The organism is Spirillospora sp. NPDC048823 (assembly GCF_043198445.1).
GTDB lineage: Bacteria > Actinomycetota > Actinomycetes > Streptosporangiales > Streptosporangiaceae > Spirillospora.
In genome coordinates, this window is sequence record NZ_JBICUT010000002.1 from 712274 (window position 1) to 730212 (window position 17939).

Below are 17939 nucleotides of genomic sequence, written 5' to 3' on the forward strand. Positions count from 1 at the left end.
ACGTTGGGCGGGATCAAGCTCGGCCGGCGGGACGGGGTGCTCACCATCACCCTGTCCCGCCCGGAGCGTCTGAACGCCGTCGACGGCGCGCTCACCGAGGAGATGCTCGACGTCCTCCACGGGCTGGCGCGCGACCCCGACACCCAGGTCGTCGTCCTCACCGGCGAGGGCCGCGGGTTCTGCTCGGGCATGGACATCCAGGGCGGCGACCCGGGCGAGGAGAGCTCGGAGGGCCGCGTCCAGCGGCTCTACCGGGGCATCGCCCGCGGCGGCGAGGTCACCGCGCGGCTGCGGGAGATCCCGCAGCCGGTGATCGCGGCACTGCGCGGGCCGGTCGCCGGCATGGGCGTCTCCTGGGCGCTGGCCGCCGACATGCGGGTCGCCGATCCGACGACCCGTTTCGTGCCGCCGTTCGTGAACCTCGGCCTGTCGGCCGGCGACTGCGGCCTGTCCTGGCTGCTGCCCCGCCTCGTCGGCCCGGCCAAGGCCGCGGAGATCTGCTACCGCGCCCAGCGCCTGGACGTGAAACGCGCCGACGCCCTGGGCCTCATCACCGAGATCGCCCCCGAGGGCGCGGACCTGGAGTCCGCGCAGGCCCTCGCCGACGAGCTGCTCACCAAATCCCCGTACGGCCTGCGCCGCACGAAGGAACTGCTCAACGCGTCCCTGGACGCGCCCGGGCTCCGGCGGCAGCTCATGGCGGAGACCGCCGTCCAGGCCCTCGCCTTCTTCAGCGAGGACCTGGCCGAAGGCATGACCGCCACCGTCCAGAAACGCCCACCCGAGTTCAAGAACCGCTGAGTCGTCCGCCGGTGTCGTCCGTCAGCCCAGGGGGCCCGCGCCCCCTGGGCCCGGGCTAGTCGGACAGTGCCAGCGAGAGCGCCTCGACGTAGCGGAGCGCGGCGAGCCTCGCCAGGGCGGGGTGGGCGCCCAGGGGAGCCGAGTAGGCGGCGCCCACGATGGACGCCGCGGGCGCGACCAGGGCTCCCTCGGGCTCGGCGCCGATCAGGTGCGGGGCGACGGCGATGGACGTGGCGCCGGCCGCGCGCAACTGCTCCGCGGCGGCCTTGACGGACGCCTCGTCGTTCAGTGAGGCGGTGAAGACGGGGGCCGCGAGCCGGGAGGCGAGGAGCACGCCGGTGACCTCGGCCTGCCGCACGGCCGTGGCGTCCCCCGGCGTGGCCACGATGACGCCGGACGCGGCGGTCACCATCGTCATCAGCCTGATCCGGTCGGCGCGGGCGAGGCCGGCGTCGGCGAGCCGGTCGTGCAGTGCCTCGGCGATGAGCGGGTGCGGGCCGAGCGGCTCGGCGGCGACCACGCGCACCGGGGCGGCCGTCACCGCGGCGTGGACGGCCGCGTCCAGTGCCGGGTCGGGCCCGGTGGACAGCGGGACGACCACGGCGGCTAGCCGGTCCTCCTCTTGGCGCAGCCCGGCGAGGACCGCGTGCAGGTTCGCCTCGTCCCCCTCCAGGTGCGCGATGTGGGCGGGCTGGCCGGTGTGCTCGATCTCGACGAGCCTGGCGAGCTCGGCGGCGATCTCGGTACCGGCCTGCCGGGCGGGGCCGGGAACGGCCAGGACGAGCGTGGGGGATCCGTGCGGCAGCAGGAAGGATTCGTCGCCGCGGTGCCGGCCGCCGCGGGGTGTGCGGCGCCGTCGCGACGGAAGTGCCTCGGATGCCTGGCTTTCGGGACTCACGGCGGGCATCGTAACGCCCCGCGGCCCGGAAGTCGGACTCCCGGCCCCGCCGGACGTGTTCGGCGGCCCGATGCGGGCGCCCTCGTTCCAGCCGCCGTCGTTGCCTGTATGAATCGTGGTCTCCTTCCCGTGCCGGCCGCGACGCGAGCGGTGGGTGAAGCAGCACAGTATGGCGCAACCACCCCCGGGTAACAGGGGGAAATGAAGTAAATTGTCCGGGTTTGCCGCTATCTCTTTGTGGAGGTTCGGTGTCCATGGCGCGGCAGGGCGCATACCCGCAGGTGACACGGAATGACGGCAATGCGTCCAAAAGGCGCCAAAGGGGTTGCGGGCCGGTCGCGCACCGCCTTTATGATCCAGGGATCCTCCGCGCCGGAACGTTCGAGGTCACATGGAATCCGCCCCATCCAGGGGGGACACCCCCCAGGAGCCCACGGTGAAGACCGATGGGCGTCACGGCCCGCTCCGCCGCCCGGACGCGCGTGCCGGCCGCCGGCGCACGCGCTCGATCCGCTCGAAGGCCACCGCGCTGCTCCTCGTACCGCTGCTGTCGCTCGTCGCGCTGTGGGGGCACGCCTCCACCGTCACCGCACGCGACGCGCTCGCCCAGCGCAGCTACCACACGATCGACCGCACGTTCTCGCCGAGCGGCCAGCGCGTCCTGGTGGAGCTGGCGAAGGAACGCCAGGTATCCGCCGTGTTCCTCAGCACCCCGCGCTCCGAGGCGCCGTCCGCGCCCAACGCGCTCGTCCTGCAGCGCACCCGCGTGGACGATGCCATCGCGCACTTCCGCCGCGAGGCCGCCTCCGAGGCCGCGCGCGACGCCACCACGGAGGAGATGGAGGAGCGCGTCTCCGACGTCCTGGAGGCGTTCGGCGGGCTCCCCGGGATCCGGTCCGCGGTCGACGACCGGTCCATCGAGCGGCTGACGGCGATCAACAGGTTCAGCACGATGGTCGACGACATGCACCGGCTGTACGACGGCCTGCTGGTCATCGACGACTCCGAGATCTACAACTGGACGCTGTCCACCCGGCACGCCCAGCGCGGCCTGGAGCTGCTGCAGCGCGAGAACGCGCTGATCGCCTCCGCCCTCGTCACCGACGGCCGGCTGACGGCGGCCGAGCACCGGCTGTTCGTGGAGATGGTGGGCGAGCAGCGCTGGCAGTGGATCAAGCAGCGCTCGCTGCTCGACCCGGAGGTCTACGCGACCGGGACCGCGCAGGTGTTCGCGTCCCCGGCGTACCAGGGCCTCCGGGAGATCGAGGACCGGATCGCCGACGCCGACCCGCGCAAGCCGCTCCCCGTCGGGAACGACGAGTGGCGCCGCACCGCGGAGCCGCTCGTGCTGATGATCAACAACATGGTGCTCGGCAACTCCGAGCGCGCGGCCGAGCGCGCCGACGAGGCCGGCCGGGACGCCTACATCGAGGTCGTCCTCGTCGGCGGCTTCGGCCTGCTGGTGGTGCTCCTGTCGGTGCTGATGTCGCTGCGGTTCGCGCGCGGGTTCGTCCGCGAGCTCGTCGGGCTGCGCGGCTCCGCGGAGGAACTGGCCGACCGCCGGCTGCCCGACCTCGTCGACCGGCTGAGCCGCAACGAGAGCGTGGACGTCGACGCGGAGGCGCCGCCCCTGGGCACCGGCCGCACCACCGAGGTCGCCCGGCTCGCCGAGTCGTTCTCCAAAGTGCAGCGCACCGCCGTCGACGCCGCCGTCGGCCAGGCCGAGCTGCGCGCCGGCGTCAGCCGCCTCTTCCTCAACATCGCCCGCCGCAACCAGTCGCTGCTGCACCGCCAGCTGACGATGCTGGACGGGCTGGAGAGCCGCGCCGAGGCCGACGACCTGGAGGACCTGTTCCGGATCGACCACCTCACCACCCGCATGCGGCGGCACGCGGAGAGCCTGATCATCCTGTCCGGCGCCACGCCGGGACGCGGCTGGCGGCATCCGGTGCGCATCGCCGACGTGCTGCGCGCCGCCGTCTCGGAGATCGAGGACTACACCCGCGCGACCGTCCTCACCGAGTCCGAGGACGGACTGATCGGCGCGGCGGTCACCGACGTCGTCCACCTGCTGGCCGAGCTGCTGGAGAACGCGGCGTCGTTCTCCCCGCCCAGCACCGAGGTGCGGGTGATGGCCGAGCGCGTCGGCACCGGATTCGCCGTCGAGATCGAGGACCGCGGCCTCGGCGTCAAGCCCGAGCTGCTCGACGAGGCCAACCGGCGGCTCGCCGAGCCGCCCGAGTACGACCTGGTCGACACCGACCAGCTCGGGTTGTTCGTCGTCGCGCGCCTGGCCGCCCGGCACAACGTCTCGGTGTCCCTGCAGCGGTCCCCGTACGGCGGCGTGACGGCGATCGTGCTGCTGCCGCACGAGCTCGTGGTACCCGCGGAGCACATGGCGGCGGCCATGCTGCCGCCAGGGCCCGAGCCCGATGAGGACCGCGCGCACGACGGCGGCGCGGACCCGGCGGCCGGCGGCGGGACGCTCACCGGCGAGGTCCAGGAGCCCGTCCTGGCGACCGCGCCGCGCTCCGATGCGGTCGTCCCGCTGCGCGAGGCCGAGCCGGCCGGGCGGGTCGCCTCCCTGCCCGCGGACGAGCCGCACCGGCGCCGCCGGCCCGCGGACGCCGGAGACCTTGAGGCGCCGCCCGTCCTGCCGGAGCTCGCCGGGCCCGCGAAGCCGTGGGACCTCCCCGGGAACACCGCGCCCGGCGTCCCGCCCGGCCCGGCCCCGAACCCGTGGTCGGACGACGCCGTCCCGCTTCCGCGGGACGAGCCGTCCCGGCCGTCCGGGGACGCCGCCCGTTCCCGGGGTGACGCGTACGACATCGTGGACGCTGAAGAAGTCGTCGACGCCGATGCGGTGGTGGACGCGGACGCCCAGGAGGACTGGGAGCCCGCGGGAACCCACGCCGGCCTGCCCCGGAGGGTGCGGCAGGAGAACCTGGCTCCCCAACTGCGCAAGAGACCCCCGCCACCCCCGCCGCGCATGGGCGGAGGCGTGTCCGGGGGCATCGCACGCTCGCCCGAGGAGGCACGTTCGCTGATGGCATCGATACAACAGGGATGGCGGCGCGGACGCGCGTCGGACGTGGGCGATGAGGAGACGCGATGATGCACGACACCGTGACCGGCGAGCTGAACTGGCTGCTCAACGACTTCGCCGAGCGGGTGACGGCGGTGCGGCAGGCGGTGATCCTGTCCCGGGACGGGCTGGCGATCGCCGCGTCCACCGAGCTCGGCCGTGAGGACGCCGAGCACCTGTCCGCGCTGGCCTCCGGGGTGCAGAGCCTCGCGCGCGGCGCGGGCCGGCACTTCGCCGGCGGGAACGTCCGCCAGACCATCATCGAGATGGACGCGCTGCTGCTGTTCGTGACCGCCGCCGGCGACGGCACCTGCCTCGCGGTGCTCGCCGAGGCGGAGGCCGACGCGGGCCTCGTCGCCTACGAGATGGCGGTGCTGGTCAAGCGGGTCGGCCAGCATCTGCAGGCGACCCCCAGATTCGGAGCCGGGCACGAAGCGGCGGGTGAGGGCTTCGGGGGCGCCGGGGGGTCCTCGCCGAGGGGTCTGTGACCGATGTCCCCGTCGGCAGAGCGGTGGCTGGACCGGGAGGCCGGTCCGGTCGTGCGTCCGTACGCCATGACCCGGGGACGGACCCGTCCCGAGGGTGCGGGCTTCGAGCTGATCGCGGTCGTGGCGGCCACCGGCACCCCGCCGGGGAACCGGCTGCGCTACAGCCCCGACCACACGCGGGTGCTGCGCGGCTGCGCGCGTCCCGTCCCGGTCGTCGACCTGTCGGCCGACCTCGGCCTGCCCCTCGGCGTCGTCCGGGTCCTGCTCGGCGACCTGCGGGACGAGGGCCTGATCACGGTGGTCGCCGCGGTGGAACCCGCGCGGGGCCGCCGTCCACCCAACGGAGTGCTGAGGGAGGTGCTCAATGGCCTACGCGCCCTCTGAGGAGACCGGCACGAGCGCGCGCCCCCTCGTCACGACGAAGATCCTCATCGCCGGCGGGTTCGGCGTCGGCAAGACCACGATGGTCGGCTCGATCAGCGAGATCAGGCCGCTGCACACCGAGGAGCCGCTGACCGAGCGCGGCGTCGGGGTCGACGACGTGGCCGGCGTCGGCGCGAAGACGACCACGACCGTCGCGATGGACTTCGGCCGGATCACCCTGTCGGAGCAACTGCTCCTCTACCTGTTCGGTACGCCCGGCCAGGAGCGGTTCTGGTTCATGTGGGACGAGCTGGCGACGGGCGCGATCGGCGCGGTCGTCCTGGCGGACACGCGGCGGCTGACCGGCTGCTTCCCCGCCATCGACTACTTCGAGCGGCGCGGCCTCCCGTTCGTCGTGGCGGTCAACTGCTTCGACGGGCACCGCTCGCACAGGCCCGAGGACGTCGCGATCGCGCTCGACCTGGACCCGGACGTCCCGGTGCTGCTGTGCGACGTCCGGCGCCGCGAGTCGTCCAAGCAGGTTCTGGTCGCGCTGATGGAGCACGTCCTGAGCTGGCCCGACCCGCCCGAGGAGCAGGACGGCGCCCGATCTCCGGACCACCGGGAACCCGCTACGTAGTAGGCTCCCGCACACCCCCGTACTCCACGCATCGGGAGGTTTCCCCCGCATGTTCCGCCCACGAGCGCCGAAGCTGTGATGGCCCCGCGTCTCTCCTCCATCCGAGCGAGGATCACCCTGCTGGTCCTCGTGCCGCTGCTGGCGCTGGCCTCGCTGTGGGTGTTCGTCACCGGCATCACCTACGGCGACGCGCACCAGCTCCTGCAGAGCAGGACCTTCCAGCAGAACGCCGTGCTGCCCACGCAGCGGCTCATCGACGGACTGCAGAACGAGCGGCGCCTGTCGATGGCCGTGCTCGGCGGCGCCCGGCCGGCGGATCCCGGAGCGATGCGGGCGCGGCGGCAGGCGACCGACAAGGCGGCCGAGGAGGTCCGCGCGGGCAGCCGGCACGAGGGCATGCGGGAGGCGATCCTGCCCGAGGTCGTCGCCCGGCTGGACGGGCTCGTCGACAAGCTCGACGGTCTCGGGCAGCTGCGCCGCAGCGTGGACCAGCGGGCCGCCGGCCGCGCCCACGTGCTGGGCGAGTACAACGTGCTGATCGACGCCGGCTTCGCGATGTACAGCGCGACCACGCCGTCGGAGGGGTCCATCACCGCGCGCGCCCGCACGCTCACCTCGTTCGGCCGCGCCCGCGAGTACCTGGCGCGCGAGGACGCCCTGCTGACCGGGGCGCTCGCCGCCGGACGGATCACCAACGCCGAACGGACCGAGTTCGCCAAGCTCGTCGGGGCGCACCACACGATCCACACGGACAACGGGCGCGACCTGCCCGACGCGCACCGCGCCCACTTCGAGCGGCTCATGGCCTCGACGGCCTTCGTGCAGCTCATGAAGATGGAGAACCAGGTCATCAACGGCGCCGAGCCGCCGGCGGCCGCCGAGCGCAGGGCCCGCTCCCCGAGAGGGACGCAGGGAAGCGGCACACAGCCGGCGCAGGCCGGCGCGCGCGACGAGCCCGTCATCGAGCCCTCCGACTGGCGCTCCGTCGCCGACACCGTCAACGGCCGGCTCTTCGAGCTGGAGAACGACGTCCTCGACGACGTCACCGACCACGCCCAGGGCGTCGCGGTCGGCACCTTCACGCGGCTCGCCCTCGCCGGCGGCCTCGGGCTGGTCGCGATCGTGCTGTCGTCCTTCATCGCGGTCCGGGTCTCCCGGCGGCTGGTGCGCGAATGCCGCGCGCTCGCCGGCGGCGTGGTCGACTTCACCCACCGGCGGCTGCCGAAGCTCGCCGAGGACATCCGCGCCGGGCGGGCCGCCGAACCCGAGCCGGAGCCCGCGGCCGACTACCGCATCGACGAGATCCGGCAGATCGCCGGGTCGTTCGACCGCGCCCGCGAGGCCGTCGTCCGGGCGGCCGAGGGCGAGGTCGCGGCCCAGCGCGGCATCAGCGAGGTGTTCGTCAACCTCGCGCGCCGCAACCAGGCGCTGCTGCACCGCCAGCTCAGCCTGCTGGACACCATGGAACGCCGCACCGAGGACCCGTCGGAGCTGTCGGACCTGTTCCGGCTCGACCACCTCGCCACCCGGATGCGGCGGCACGCCGAGGGCCTGGTCATCCTCGCCGGCAAGACGGCCGGCCGCGGCTGGCGCCGCCCGGTGCCGCTCGTGGACGTGGTCCGCGGCGCCGTCGCCGAAGTCGAGGACTATCCGCGGGTCCGGGTGCAGCCGCTGCCGCGCGTCGCGCTGCTCGGCTCCGCCGTCGCCGACACCATCCACCTGCTCGCCGAGATCGTGGAGAACTCCACGACGTTCTCGCCGCCGCAGTCGCCGGTGCGGGTCAGCGGCCACCCGGTCGCCAACGGTTTCGCGATCGAGGTCGAGGACCGCGGCCTCGGGATGACCGAGGAGGCGCTGCGCACCGCCAACGCGCGGCTCGCCCGTCCGCCCCAGTTCGACCCGTCCGACAGTGCGCAGCTCGGGCTGTTCGTCGTGGCGCGGCTGGCCCAGCGGCACGGAATCCAGGTCACGCTCCGCCAGTCCCCGTACGGGGGGACGACCGCGATCGCGCTGATTCCCGGCTCGCTCATCGTCGCCGACGCCGAGCCCGAGCCGGTCGCGCGCCGCGTCACGGGTCCCATGCAGACGCTCCCGGGTCCGGCCGTGGCCCTGTCGGCGCCCGCGCGTCCGGCCGTCGAGGCGGGTGCCGCCGAGCCGCGCCGGGCCGAGCCGGACGGCGTCGTGCGGCTCGTCGAGCCCGTCCAGCCCGATCTCGTCCAGCCGGAGCCGGCGCCCGAGCCCGCCGAAGCGAGTGCCGAGGCGCCGCCGGAGCCCGCGGCGCCGGAGGCTCCCGGTGGGCTGCCCAAGCGCAGGCGGCAGCAGCATCTGGCGCCCCAGCTGAAGAAGCGGGTGGACGAGCACCTGGCCGCCCAGGGCATGCCGCCGCCCGTGGAGCCCGCGCCGCCGCCGGAGCCCGCCGGCCCGCCGTCCGCGCCGGAAGCGGCCGGGATGCCGCTCGCCGCACCCGTGCCGATGGACGCCGTGCCGATGGACGCCGTGCCGATGGACGAGGGCCCGGCGGACGAGGGCCCGGCGGACGAGCGGCAGGTGGACGAGCGGCAGGTGGACGAGCGGCAGGTGGACGACGGGCGCTCGCCCGACACGATGGCATTGATGATGTCCGCCATGCAGCGTGGCTGGCAGCGTGGCAGGCAGGAAGCGGCCGACGCCGAGGCGGAGGCCGTGCGAAACCCAGCCGACCAGGAGGACGACACCCCATGACACAAGCCCAGTACCCCGGCGCGGAGGTCCCGGGCGGAGCCGGCGGTGAACTGAACTGGCTGCTCGACGGCCTCGTCCAGCGTGTCGCCGCGGTGCAGAACGCGGTAGTGCTGTCGAGCGACGGACTCCGCATGGCCTCGTCGAGCGGACTGGCCCGCGAGGAGTCCGACCATCTGGCCGCCGTGGCCGCCAGCTTCCAGAGCCTCGCGCGCGGGGCGGGGGAGTCGTTCGGCGGCGGACCGGTGCGGCAGACGATCGTGGAGATGGAGTCGTCGTTCCTGTTCGTCACCGCCGCCGGGCACGGCGCCTGCCTGGCCGTCCTCGCCTCCGCCGACGCCGACCTCGGTGTCATCGCCTACGAGATGGCGATGCTCGTCACCCGCGTCGGGCAGCACCTGTCGGCCAATCCGCGGGTGGCCGCGGCCAAGCCCGGCGGCGTCTGAGGTGGAGGGGCGAGGCGGCGCCTGGTACGACGACGACGCGGGGCCCGTCGTCCGCCCGTACGCGCTCACCGGTGGCCGGACGCACTACGACGGCGTCGAGTTCGATCTGGTGGCACTGATCGTCGCGGCGGACCCGCCGGCGTCCGCCGACGACGGCCCCGCACTTCCGGCGTCCCCGTGGGCGCAGGAGCCGGAACATGACATGATCTTGGAGCTTTGCCGCACCCCGTTGTCGGTCGCCGAGATAGCGTCGGATCTGGAACTTCCCCTCGGGGTCGTCCGTGTCCTGCTCGGCGACCTGCTCGACCACTCGCTGATTCAGGTCCGGCGTCCCGCGCCGGTGGCGCAGTTCCCCGGCGAGCGCGTACTCAAGGAAGTGATCGATGGAATCCGTGCGCTCTGACGCGGTCGCCCCCCCGGGCGAATCCGCGCTGACGGTCAAGATCCTCGTGGCCGGTGGTTTCGGCGTCGGCAAGACCACCCTGGTGAGCGCGGTCAGCGAGATCCGTCCGCTGCGCACCGAGGAGGCGCTCACCGAGAAGAGCATCGGGATCGACGACACCACGGCCGTCGCGTCCAAGACGACGACGACCGTGGCGATGGACTTCGGGCGGATCACCCTGCCGAACGGCCTGGTGCTGTTCGTGTTCGGGACGCCCGGCCAGGACCGGTTCTGGTTCATGTGGGACGAGCTGGCCAAGGGCGCGCTCGGCGCCGTCGTCCTCGTGGACACCCGCCGCCTGGCGGACTGCTTCGCCTCGGTCGACTACTTCGAGCGGCGCGGCGTCCCGTTCATCATCGGCGTCAACCGGTTCGACGGGTCGGGGCAGCACACGGCCCAGCAGGTCCGAGACGCGCTCGACCTGTCCCCCGACATCCCGGTGATCTCCTGCGACGTGCGCGACAGGGAGGACGCCAAGCGGGTCCTCATCACCCTCGTCGAGCACATCATGCGCACCATGAGCGGCCGCCAGTACGCATAGCGCTTGAGCACGTGGCCCCTGGACCCTCTGGTCCGGGGGCCTTCGTGTGTGCGCTGGTCCGCGACTTTGTCCTTTGAGTGGAAGAAGTTCGATTGGTCTAGAGGAAAGGTCTTCTCAAAGCAGCGAAAGCCGGTTACGGTCTCGCCATGAGACCGGAGTCACACGACCCCGGACCGGCTCCGAGAGGACGGGCGTGATGCGCATGTCGGCTCGTCCGCAGAACGTTCATCAGGCGCGCCTGCTGCGGCTCCTGCGTGACGAGGGCCCGCGCTCGCGCGCCGAGCTGGGCGACGTGGTGAGGCTGTCGCGGTCGAAGCTGGCCGTGGAACTGGACCGGCTCGTCGAACTCGGGCTGGTCGAGGGCGCGGGGCTGGCCGCGTCCCGCGGCGGGCGGCGGTCGGGGATCGTGCGGCTGTCGCCGGACCTGCGGTTCGTCGCCTTCGACATCGGCGCCACCTCGATCGACGTCGCCGTGACCGACGGCACCATGGAGGTGCTCGGGCATGTCAGCGAGGAGTGCGACGTCCGGCAGGGTGCGACCGTCGTGCTCGACCGGGCCCTCGACCTGCTCGGCAAGCTGCGCGACGAGGGCCTGACCGCGCAGGTGCACGGCACCGGGATCGGCGTGCCCGGGCCGGTCAGCTTCCGGGACGGCATGCCGGTCGTCCCGCCGATCATGCCCGGCTGGGACCGGTTCCCGGTGCGGGACGCGATCGGGCAGGAGCTCGGCTGCCCGGTGCTGGTCGACAACGACGTGAACCTCATGGCGCTCGGTGAACTGCATGCCGGGCTGGCCCGCTCCGTCGACGACTTCCTGCTCGTCAAGATCGGCACCGGCATCGGCTGCGGCATCGTCGTGGACGGCGCCATCTACCGCGGCGTGTCCGGCAGCGCCGGCGACATCGGCCACATCCGCGTCGACGACGACGGCCCCATCTGCGCGTGCGGCAACGCCGGCTGCCTGGAGGCCTACTTCGGCGGCGCGGCGCTCGCCCGGGACGCGGAGGCGGCCGCCCGGTCGGGCCGGTCACCGCAGCTCGCCGCGCTGCTGGAGACCCACGGGCAGCTGTCGGCCGTGCACGTCGGCGAGGCCGCCGCCGCGGGCGACCCGGTCGCCGTGCAGATCATCCGTGCGGGCGGCCGGCATGTCGGGCAGGTGCTCGCCGGGCTGGTCAGCTTCTTCAACCCCGGGCTCGTCATCATCGCGGGCGGCGTCGCCGGTCTCGGCCACGCGCTGCTCGCCGAGATCCGCAGCGTCGTCTACCGCCGGTCCGCCCCGCTCGCGACCGGCAACCTCCCGATCGTGCTGTCCGAACTCGCCGGGGCCGCCGGCGTGGTCGGCGGCGCCCGACTCATCAGCGACCACGTCTTCTCCGCGTCCTGACCCACTTCTCCACCGAGGAGACCCGATGGGCTCGCCCGAAACCGAACCCCTGCTGCTGATGCGCGGCATCGTCAAGCAGTTCCCCGGCGTCCGCGCCCTGGACGGCGTCGACCTCGACGTCCGTCCCGGCGAGGTGCACTGCCTGCTCGGGCAGAACGGCGCCGGGAAGTCGACGCTCATCAAGGTGCTCGCCGGCGCGCACCAGCCGGACGAGGGCGAGATCCTGTTCGCCGGGGAGCCGGTGCGGCTCGCCGGGCCGACAGCCGCGATGCGGGCCGGCATCGCGACCATCTACCAGGAACTCGACCTGGTGGACGGGCTGTCGGTCGCGGAGAACATCTTCCTCGGCCACGAGAAGGCCACGTTCGGCTTCACCCGGCGCGGCGACGCGGAGAAGGCCGCGCGTGAGCTGCTCGGCCGGCTCGGGCACGCGGAGATCCCGCCGCGCCGCGAGGTGGGACGGCTGCCGGCGGCGGGCAAGCAGGTCGTCAGCATGGCCCGCGCCCTGTCGCACGAGGCCCGCATCCTCGTGATGGACGAGCCGTCCGCCGCGCTCGCCCACGACGAGGTGGACAACCTGTTCCGCATCATCCGGGAGCTGACCTCCGCCGGCGTCGCGGTCATCTACATCTCGCACCGCCTGGAGGAGATCCGCGAGATCGGCGACCGGGTGACGGTCCTCAAGGACGGCAGGGCCGTCGCCGTCGGGCTGCCCGCCCGGACCACGTCCACCGACAGGATCGTCTCGCTGATGACGGGCCGGGACGTCGAGTACGTCTTCCCGGAGCGCCCGAGGCCCCCGCGCGACGACGACCGGCCCGAGGTGCTCCGCGTCGAGAACCTGGCGCTTCCCGGCGCCTTCGAGGACGTGTCGCTCACCGTCCGCGCCGGCGAGATCGTCGGGCTCGCCGGGCTCGTCGGCTCCGGACGCTCGGAGATCCTGGAGACCGTCTACGGCGCGCGGCGTCCCGCACGGGGGCGGGTGCTCGTCGACGGCCGGCCGGTCCGCCCCGGCGACACCGGCGCGGCGGTGCGGCGCGGCATGGGCATGGCGCCCGAGGAGCGCAAGAGCCAGGCGCTGCTGATGAACGAGACCGTCGCCGGGAACGTCAGCGTCGCCGGCCTGTCCCGGTACGCCTCGTTCGGCTGGCTCAACCGCCGCCGCGAGGTCGCCGACGTGCGCCGCCAGATCGAGGCGCTCGACATCCGCCCGCCCGACCCGAAACGCCCGGTCGTGACGCTGTCGGGCGGCAACCAGCAGAAGGTGGTGCTGGCGCGCTGGCTGCTCGGGGCCGCCGATCTGCGGCTGCTGATCCTGGACGAGCCGACCCGCGGTGTGGACGTCGGCGCCCGCGCCGAGCTGTACGCGGTGATCCGCGAACTGGCCGGACGCGGCATCGGGGTGCTGCTGGTGTCCAGCGAGGTCCCCGAGGTGCTCGGGCTCGCCGACCGGGTCCTCGTCATCCGCGAGGGGCGGGTCGTCCACACCGGCGACGCCCGCGACCTCGACGAGGCCACCGTGCTCAACATGATCATGGAAGGGAGCGCCCTGTGACCGCGCGTCATTCTGAGGGGACGACCCCCCAGACCCCCCGGAAGGACACGGGGCATTCCGAGGGGACGACCCCCCAGACCCCCCGGAAGGACACGGGGCATTCCGAGGGGGACACCCCCCGGTCCGGCGGGGCGCCCGTCTCGCTGACCAAGAAGGCCGGGGCCGGCGGGCCGTGGCGGCCGTTCGCCAGGGGCGGCGGCGCGGCGCGGTGGCCCGGCGAGATCCACCATCTCGGGCTGGCCGCCGCGCTGGTGCTGCTCGCGGGAGTCGGGCTGGCGACCCAGCCCGACAACTTCGCCACGTCCGGGAACATGGTCGCCATCCTGGTGCTCGCCGCCACCATCGGCGTGATCACCGTCGGCCAGACGTTCGTGATCATCGGTGGCGGGATCGACCTGTCCGTCGGGTCGGTGATGGCGCTGGCGTCGGTGTGGGCGACGACCGTGGCGACGCAGTCGTACGGCCCGGCGGTGATGGCCCTGTGCGCGATCCTCGTCGGGACCGGCACGGGCGTCGTGACCGGGCTGCTGATCTCCTACGGGCGGATGGTGCCGTTCATCGTCACCCTCGCGATGCTCGTCGCGGCGCGGGGGCTGGCGCAGCGGATGTCGGACCGCAGGACGCAGCTCATCCGTCCCGAGAACGACGCCCTCGTGGCGCTGTCCACGACCAAGATCCTCGGGTTGCCGCTGGTCGTGTACATCTTCGCGGCGGTCGGGCTGGCCGGCTGGCTGCTGCTCAACCGCACCACGTTCGGCCGCCGGACGTTCGCGGTCGGCGGCAACCCCGAGGCGGCACGGCTCGCCGGCATCGACGTCCGCCGCCACACCTTGTCGCTGTACGCGCTGTCGGGGTTCTGCTGCGGAATCGCCGCGATCATCATCATGGCGCGGACCACCACCGGCTCCAGCACCCACGGCGACCTGTACGAACTGGACGCGATCGCCGCCGTCATCATCGGCGGCACGCTGCTCACCGGCGGGCGCGGCACCGTCGTCGGGTCGATCCTCGGCGTGCTGGTGTTCACCCTCATCACCAACCTGTTCATCCTGAACGGCCTGCAGACCAGCGACCAGCTGATCGCCAAGGGCGCCATCATCGTGGGCGCCGTGCTGCTGCAGCGACGCGGGCTTCGCTCGCCCACCTGACACCCCCTGCCAGCCCACCCCTCAATCAGGAGCACGACATGCGTGAACAGCGCCCGCATCAGCAGGGCCCCCGTCCCACCCGCAGAGGCGTCCTGTTCGGCGGCGCCGTCGTCGCGGCCGGCGGTCTGGCCGCGGCCTGCACCGGCAACTCCGAGAGCGGCGACTCCGGCACGTCCCCGCAGGCCGGCACGCTGGCCGGCGACAACGACAAGCCGGGCAAGAAGGTCACCGTCGGGTTCTCCGCGCCCGCCGCGGACCACGGCTGGATCGCGGCGATCGCCAAGAACGCCGAGGCGCAGGCCAAGAAGTACTCCGACGTGACGTTCAAGCCGGTGGAGCCGACCAACGACATCAACCAGCAGATCTCCGCCGTTGAGTCGCTGATCAGGGCGAAGGTCAACGTCCTGGTGATCCTGCCCAACGACGGCGAGCAGCTCAACCAGGTCGGGCGCAAGGCGATGGACGCCGGCATCCCGGTCGTCAACCTCGACCGCGTCTTCCCCGACAACCTGTCGTACCGGACGTGGGTCGGCGGCGACAACTACGGCATGGGCGTCTCCGCCGGCAACTACATCGGCAAGAAGCTCAAGGACAAGGGCGTCGCCGACCCGGTCATCGTGGAGATCCAGGGCATCGCGACGCTGCCGCTGACCCAGGACCGCAGCAAGGGCTTCGCGGACGCGCTGAAGTCCTACGGCTTCTCCGTCACCGCCAAGCAGGACGCGAAGTTCACCGTCGAGTCCGGCAACCAGGTCGCCTCCAACCTCCTCCAGGCGCACAGCAAGATCGACGCCGTCTGGAACCACGACGACGACCAGGGCGTCGGCGTGCTCGCCGCGATCAAGCAGTCCGGCCGCAAGGAGTTCTTCATGGTCGGCGGCGCCGGGTCCGCCAACGCGATGCGGGAGATCAAGGCCGGCGGCGTGCTGGAGGCGACCGTCACCTACTCGCCGACGATGGCGGCCTCCGCGATCAAGCTGGGCCGGTTGATCGCGCAGGGCAAGGGGATGGCCGACCTGGTCGAGCTGCAGGTGCCGCAGTCGATCACACTGGCGTCCGAGACGATCACCAAGGACAACGTCGACCGCTACATGCCGCTCGGCTTCGAGTCCTGAGCGACGGGGGCGCCGGCGCGTCCGCCCCGTCCGGGGTGGACGCGCCGGCCAGACAGAGAGGTGAGCAGGATATGACGACCGTCGGAGTCGGGATGGTCGGGCACGCGTTCATGGGACGCGCCCACTCCCAGGCGTGGCGCAGCGTCGGGCCGTTCTTCGGGCCGCCGCTGACCCCGGTCATGACCGCGCTGGCCGGGCGTTCCGCCGAGCGCGCCGGCGCGGCCGCCGCGTCGCTCGGGTGGGCGTCGGTGGAGACCGACTGGAAGGAGCTGCTCCGCCGCGACGACGTCCAGCTCGTCGACATCTGCACGCCGGGCGACAGCCACGCCGAGATCGCGGTAGCCGCGCTCGACGCGGGCAAGCACGTGCTGTGCGAGAAGCCCCTCGCCAACTCCGTCGCGGAGGCCGAGGCGATGGCCGCCGCCGCGGACCGGGCCCGCGAGCGCGGCATCCGGTCGATGGTCGGGTTCAACTACCGGCGCGTCCCCGCGGTCACCCTCGCCCGCCGGCTGGTCGCCGACGGGCGGATCGGGACCGTCCGGCACATCCGGGCCCAGTACCTCCAGGACTGGCTGACCGACCCGCAGGCCCCGTTCAACTGGCGGATGGACCGGAACAGGGCCGGGTCGGGCGCGCTCGGCGACATCGCCTCGCACATCGTCGACACCGCGCAGTTCATCACCGGGCACAGGGTGACGGGGGTGTCGGCGACGCTGGAGACCTTCGTCCCGGAACGCCCCGCGCCCGGGGGCGGCACCGCCCAGGTCACCGTGGACGACGCCGCCCTGTTCATCGGCCGCACCGACGGCGGAGCGCTCGCCTCCTTCGAGGCCACCCGCGCCGCCACCGGACGCAAGAACGCGCTGCGCATCGAGGTCAGCGGCTCGTCCGGCGCCCTGTACTTCGACCTGGAGTCGCTGAACGAACTGTGGTTCTACGACGGGACGGAGGACGGGGCGACCGCGGGGTTCCGGCGCATCGTCGTCACCGAACCCGTCCACCCCTACACCGGGAACTGGTGGCCGCCCGGCCACGTGCTCGGCTACGAGCACACCTTCACCCACCAGATGGCCGACCTGCTCACGGCGATCGCGGACGACACCGACCCCAGCCCCTCGTTCGCCGACGGCCTCCGGATCCAGCGCGTCCTCGCCGCCGTCGCCGACAGTGCGGCGTCCCGGCGCTGGGTCGACATCGAAGGGAGCGACTGACATGGCACGACCGATCACCCTGTTCACCGGCCAGTGGGCAGACCTGCCGTTCGAGGAGGTCTGCCGGCTCGCGTCCGGCTGGGGCTACGAGGGACTGGAGATCGCCTGCTGGGGCGACCATTTCGAGGTGGACAAGGCCCTCGCCGACGACACCTACATCCCGCGCAGACTGGAGACGCTCGCCAAGCACGACCTGAAGGTCTGGGCGATCTCCAACCACCTCGTCGGCCAGGCCGTCTGCGACAACCCGGACGAGCGCCACCAGGCGATCCTGCCGGAGCGGATCTGGGGCGACGGCGAGGCCGAGGGGATCCGCCGGCGCGCCGCCGCCGAGATCGAGGACACCGCCCGCGCCGCCGCGAAGCTCGGCGTCGACACCGTCATCGGCTTCACCGGCTCCTCGATCTGGCACACGGTCGCGATGTTCCCGCCGACCCCCGAGGCGATGGTCGAACGCGGCTACGCCGACTTCGCCGACCGCTGGAACCCCATCCTGGACGTGTTCGACGAGGTCGGCGTCCGGTTCGCGCACGAGGTCCACCCGAGCGAGATCGCCTACGACTACTGGACGACCGTGCGGACGCTGGAGGCGATCGGGCACCGTCCCGCGTTCGGCCTCAACTTCGACCCGTCCCACTTCGTCTGGCAGGAACTCGACCCGGTCGGCTTCCTGTTCGACTTCCGCGACCGGATCTACCACGTCGACTGCAAGGACACCAAGGTCCGCACCGGCGACGGCCGCCGCGGACGCCTCTCGTCCCACCTGCCGTGGGCGGACCTGCGGCGCGGCTGGGACTTCATCTCCACCGGCCGCGGCGACGTCCCCTGGGAGGACGTCTTCCGCGCCCTCAACTCGATCGGCTACACCGGCCCCATCTCGGTCGAGTGGGAGGACGCCGGCATGGACCGCCTGCAGGGCGCCCCCGAGGCGCTGGAGTTCGTCCGCGCCCTCAACGCGATGGAGATCCCGGCGTCGTCCTTCGATTCGGCGTTCTCGTCCGACTGAGTCCATGGACCTGCGGTGCGCCGGCCCCGTGAGGCCACGCACGGGGCCGGCGCACCGCACCTTCACGACGCGACCCGGGCGCCGTCCCGGGCCGAGCA

16 protein-coding genes are annotated in these 17939 nt (G+C 72.9%); 15 read left to right on the forward strand and 1 reads right to left on the reverse strand.

All coding sequences use genetic code 11. From position 1 onward, the window contains the following. Positions 1-3 precede the first annotated feature (3 nt). Positions 4-801 (forward strand): enoyl-CoA hydratase/isomerase family protein, encoded by a 798-nt coding sequence (locus ACGFK0_RS06825; RefSeq protein ID WP_392901210.1) that lies wholly within the window; start codon positions 4-6, stop codon positions 799-801. A gap of 55 nt (positions 802-856) precedes the next feature. Here ACGFK0_RS06825 and ACGFK0_RS06830 read toward each other — a convergent pair whose 3' ends face one another. After that, positions 857-1699, reverse strand: coding sequence for a sirohydrochlorin chelatase (locus ACGFK0_RS06830; protein WP_392901212.1), 843 nt, complete (start codon positions 1697-1699; stop codon positions 857-859). Between the two features lie 436 nt (positions 1700-2135). On the opposite strand from ACGFK0_RS06830, the gene ACGFK0_RS06835 reads away from it, so the two are divergent. From ACGFK0_RS06835 to ACGFK0_RS06900, 14 genes are all read left to right on the forward strand, one after another. After that, positions 2136-4814: a nitrate- and nitrite sensing domain-containing protein gene (locus tag ACGFK0_RS06835; RefSeq protein ID WP_392901214.1), complete on the forward strand. Its 2679-nt coding sequence runs from the start codon at positions 2136-2138 to the stop codon at positions 4812-4814. After that, positions 4814-5272: a roadblock/LC7 domain-containing protein gene (locus ACGFK0_RS06840; RefSeq protein WP_392901453.1), complete on the forward strand. Its 459-nt coding sequence runs from the start codon at positions 4814-4816 to the stop codon at positions 5270-5272. Before ACGFK0_RS06835 ends, ACGFK0_RS06840 begins: the two co-directional genes overlap by 1 nt. A 3-nt stretch (positions 5273-5275) precedes the next feature. Beyond that, positions 5276-5656 (forward strand): DUF742 domain-containing protein, encoded by a 381-nt coding sequence (locus ACGFK0_RS06845; RefSeq protein WP_392901216.1) that lies wholly within the window; start codon positions 5276-5278, stop codon positions 5654-5656. Beyond that, positions 5637-6275, forward strand: a complete 639-nt coding sequence (locus ACGFK0_RS06850; RefSeq protein WP_392901218.1) for an ATP/GTP-binding protein — start codon at positions 5637-5639, stop codon at positions 6273-6275. The genes ACGFK0_RS06845 and ACGFK0_RS06850 overlap by 20 nt, the downstream gene beginning before the upstream one ends. Positions 6276-6353: 78 nt before the next feature. After that, positions 6354-8996, forward strand: a complete 2643-nt coding sequence (locus ACGFK0_RS06855) for a nitrate- and nitrite sensing domain-containing protein (protein WP_392901220.1) — start codon at positions 6354-6356, stop codon at positions 8994-8996. Then, positions 8993-9439 (forward strand): roadblock/LC7 domain-containing protein, encoded by a 447-nt coding sequence (locus ACGFK0_RS06860; protein ID WP_392901222.1) that lies wholly within the window; start codon positions 8993-8995, stop codon positions 9437-9439. The genes ACGFK0_RS06855 and ACGFK0_RS06860 overlap by 4 nt, the downstream gene beginning before the upstream one ends. A 1-nt stretch (position 9440) precedes the next feature. Next, positions 9441-9842 (forward strand): DUF742 domain-containing protein, encoded by a 402-nt coding sequence (locus ACGFK0_RS06865; protein WP_392901224.1) that lies wholly within the window; start codon positions 9441-9443, stop codon positions 9840-9842. Beyond that, entirely contained in the window at positions 9823-10422 is a 600-nt protein-coding gene (locus ACGFK0_RS06870) for an ATP/GTP-binding protein (protein WP_392901226.1), read from the forward strand. Before ACGFK0_RS06865 ends, ACGFK0_RS06870 begins: the two co-directional genes overlap by 20 nt. Positions 10423-10618: 196 nt before the next feature. Next, positions 10619-11806 (forward strand): ROK family protein, encoded by a 1188-nt coding sequence (locus tag ACGFK0_RS06875; RefSeq protein WP_392901228.1) that lies wholly within the window; start codon positions 10619-10621, stop codon positions 11804-11806. A gap of 25 nt (positions 11807-11831) precedes the next feature. After that, positions 11832-13361: a sugar ABC transporter ATP-binding protein gene (locus ACGFK0_RS06880; RefSeq protein WP_392901230.1), complete on the forward strand. Its 1530-nt coding sequence runs from the start codon at positions 11832-11834 to the stop codon at positions 13359-13361. Beyond that, complete coding sequence (locus tag ACGFK0_RS06885) at positions 13358-14509, forward strand: ABC transporter permease (protein WP_392901232.1); 1152 nt, start codon at positions 13358-13360, stop codon at positions 14507-14509. Before ACGFK0_RS06880 ends, ACGFK0_RS06885 begins: the two co-directional genes overlap by 4 nt. A 38-nt stretch (positions 14510-14547) precedes the next feature. After that, on the forward strand, positions 14548-15624 hold the full coding sequence (locus tag ACGFK0_RS06890) for an ABC transporter substrate-binding protein (RefSeq protein ID WP_392901234.1): 1077 nt from the start codon (positions 14548-14550) through the stop codon (positions 15622-15624). A gap of 71 nt (positions 15625-15695) precedes the next feature. Next, positions 15696-16835 (forward strand): Gfo/Idh/MocA family protein, encoded by a 1140-nt coding sequence (locus tag ACGFK0_RS06895; RefSeq protein WP_392901236.1) that lies wholly within the window; start codon positions 15696-15698, stop codon positions 16833-16835. Between the two features lies 1 nt (position 16836). Then, positions 16837-17841 carry a sugar phosphate isomerase/epimerase family protein gene (locus ACGFK0_RS06900; RefSeq protein ID WP_392901238.1) on the forward strand — a complete coding sequence of 335 codons (1005 nt, stop codon included), beginning with the start codon at positions 16837-16839 and terminating at the stop codon, positions 17839-17841. The last annotated feature ends 98 nt before the right edge of the window (positions 17842-17939 follow it).

Excerpts from the sequence above, each read along its gene's own strand:
- ACGFK0_RS06875 (WP_392901228.1), top strand. The coding sequence starts at position 10,619 with ATGCGCATGTCGGCTCGTCCGCAGAACGTTCATCAGGCGCGCCTGCTG.
- ACGFK0_RS06850 (WP_392901218.1), top strand. The coding sequence starts at position 5,637 with ATGGCCTACGCGCCCTCTGAGGAGACCGGCACGAGCGCGCGCCCCCTC.
- ACGFK0_RS06900 (WP_392901238.1), top strand. The coding sequence starts at position 16,837 with ATGGCACGACCGATCACCCTGTTCACCGGCCAGTGGGCAGACCTGCCG.
- ACGFK0_RS06880 (WP_392901230.1), top strand. The coding sequence starts at position 11,832 with ATGGGCTCGCCCGAAACCGAACCCCTGCTGCTGATGCGCGGCATCGTC.
- ACGFK0_RS06870 (WP_392901226.1), top strand. The coding sequence starts at position 9,823 with ATGGAATCCGTGCGCTCTGACGCGGTCGCCCCCCCGGGCGAATCCGCG.
- ACGFK0_RS06845 (WP_392901216.1), top strand. The coding sequence starts at position 5,276 with ATGTCCCCGTCGGCAGAGCGGTGGCTGGACCGGGAGGCCGGTCCGGTC.
- ACGFK0_RS06855 (WP_392901220.1), top strand. The coding sequence starts at position 6,354 with ATGGCCCCGCGTCTCTCCTCCATCCGAGCGAGGATCACCCTGCTGGTC.
- ACGFK0_RS06860 (WP_392901222.1), top strand. The coding sequence starts at position 8,993 with ATGACACAAGCCCAGTACCCCGGCGCGGAGGTCCCGGGCGGAGCCGGC.
- ACGFK0_RS06895 (WP_392901236.1), top strand. The coding sequence starts at position 15,696 with ATGACGACCGTCGGAGTCGGGATGGTCGGGCACGCGTTCATGGGACGC.
- ACGFK0_RS06890 (WP_392901234.1), top strand. The coding sequence starts at position 14,548 with ATGCGTGAACAGCGCCCGCATCAGCAGGGCCCCCGTCCCACCCGCAGA.
- ACGFK0_RS06840 (WP_392901453.1), top strand. The coding sequence starts at position 4,814 with ATGCACGACACCGTGACCGGCGAGCTGAACTGGCTGCTCAACGACTTC.